The organism is Rathayibacter tanaceti, from assembly GCF_001634385.1.
Lineage (GTDB): Bacteria > Actinomycetota > Actinomycetes > Actinomycetales > Microbacteriaceae > Rathayibacter > Rathayibacter tanaceti.
The window spans coordinates 1-1,249 of record NZ_LIIN01000260.1 but is presented as its reverse complement, the minus strand read 5'-3'; the positions used below and the strand labels follow the sequence as shown (position 1 = coordinate 1,249).

The window sequence follows — 1,249 nt, the reverse complement described above, 5'->3', positions numbered from 1 at the left end:
GCCGGCGGCGATCAGCCTGCCCCTCGACCGGCCGCGCAGCCCTGCGCCGAGCTCGGCCGCCGCCACGGAGGAGTACCTGCTCCCCGCCTGGGTCGCGGGGGCGCTCACCGAGGCGTCGGGCCGGCTCGGGGTGTCGCGCCTCATGCTGCTCAACGCGGCCGTCGTCCTCGCGCTGCGGTCGAGAGGAGCGGGTGACCGGATCCCGCTGGGCATGGTCGCCGATCTGCGCGAGGACTCTGTCGCCGGCGTCGGTCTGTTCCTGAACACCGTCGTGGGTCTCGCCGACCTCACCGGTGCGTCGACCGTCGGCGAGGTGGTCGCCCGCGTGCGTGACGGCGCGCTCGACGCGTGGGAGCGCCGCGCGGTGCCGTTCGATGAACTCGTCGCCGACGTCGCGCCCCCGCGCATCGCGGGCGTGCACCCGCTCTTCCAGGTCATGATCGCCGAGGTCGACCGCCGCACCCGGTCGGTCGGTCTGGGCGATGTCATCGCCGAGGTGCGTCATGACGCCGAGCCCACCGCGAAGTTCGACCTCACATTCGCCATCGGCGAGGGCGACGACGGTCTCGTGGTCGACGTGCTCTTCCGCACCGAGATCTTCTCCTCCGAGACCGCGGCGGCACTGCTCGACTCGGTGGTCCTCGCCCTGATCGCGCTGACGGGGGATGCCGCAGCCCCCTCCGACGACCTCGTGCTGATCCGGACGGCCGGGCGCCGCGCCGCGCCGCAGCCGCCATGCACCGCAGTGACGAGCAGGCTGGTCGCCCTACCCCGTCACCACGTCGCCGCCGCCCTGGTCGGTGTGTACGCGTCGAGCGACGCCGTCGGCACGCGCCGCGACGGCGACGCATACGTCCCGCTGACGCTCGACGAACTGCTCGTCGCCGCCGAGGTGACGACCGATCCGCGGCATCCCGACCCGATGACCGGACGCACGATCGCCGCCTCGGCTGCACCCGGCGGCGTCGTCCTCGCCGCGGCGTGCGAGGCGATCGACGAGGAATCCTGGCCCGCGCTGCTCGCTGCGCTCGCGACGGGCTCGATCCGCGGCATCCACGACGCGGCCGAGTACGCCGACGCGCGCGCTCGCCGCGCGGACGCGCTCGAGATCGTCGACGCCGCGGAGGCGTGGCTCGACGTGATCGAGTCGGTACCGCCGTCGGTCCCGAGCGCGACCTGGTCGGCCCTCGACCCCACCGCGTCGGCCGATGCCGAGGTGCCCGTGCCGCCGGCCACGGTGATCGCGTTC

The 1,249-nt window shown here is 74.2% G+C and carries 1 protein-coding gene; it reads left to right on the top strand.

The window, feature by feature from the left end:
* Window positions 1-1,249: condensation domain-containing protein (locus tag ACH61_RS15500; RefSeq protein WP_153038952.1), on the top strand; the 1,249-nt coding region annotated here is incomplete at both ends.